Here is a 572-nt window from a genome sequence, read left to right as displayed (position 1 = left end):
CAAACTGTCGACCCGGTGATACGCGTGGTGACGCCCGATACGCGTTTGCCGAATAACAGCCTGTATACCATGCAACCGGGCAGTGACAGCCACTATCTGGTGGAGACCGACCCGAAATTTACCCAGTACAAACCGTGGCTGGGTTCGGACTACATGCGGCAACAGTTAACGCATGACCCGGCGCTGGTCCACAAACGTCTGGGCGATGGGTTCTACGAACAGCGGCTGGTGCGGGACCAAATCACCCAACTGACCGGCCGGCGCTATCTGCCGGGCTACAATAACGACGAAGCGCAGTTTAAAGCGCTGATGGATGCCGGTGTCGCTTTTGGAAAACAGCAGCAATTAACGCCGGGCGTCGCCTTAAGCCCGGCACAGATGGCGCTGCTGACCTCAGACATTATCTGGCTGACTAACCAAACCGTGACTTTGCCGGATGGCACTACCGAGGTGGTCACCGTGCCGCAGGTTTATGCGCGCGTCCGTCAGGGCGACCTGCGCAGTGATGGCAGTTTACTCGCCGGGAATACCGTGGCGCTCAACAGTCAGGGCGATATCACCAACAGCGGCAC

1 pseudogene is annotated in these 572 nt (G+C 58.6%); it reads left to right on the top strand.

Annotated features, from left to right (window positions below):
- Nucleotides 1–572 (top strand): annotated as a pseudogene (locus tag AACQ38_RS23865) (S-layer family protein); the annotation flags it as partial.

Source organism: Photorhabdus sp. RW14-46 (assembly GCF_963887965.1).
GTDB classification, from domain to species: domain Bacteria; phylum Pseudomonadota; class Gammaproteobacteria; order Enterobacterales; family Enterobacteriaceae; genus Photorhabdus; species Photorhabdus laumondii.
This window is presented reverse-complemented; position numbering and strand designations above follow the sequence as displayed.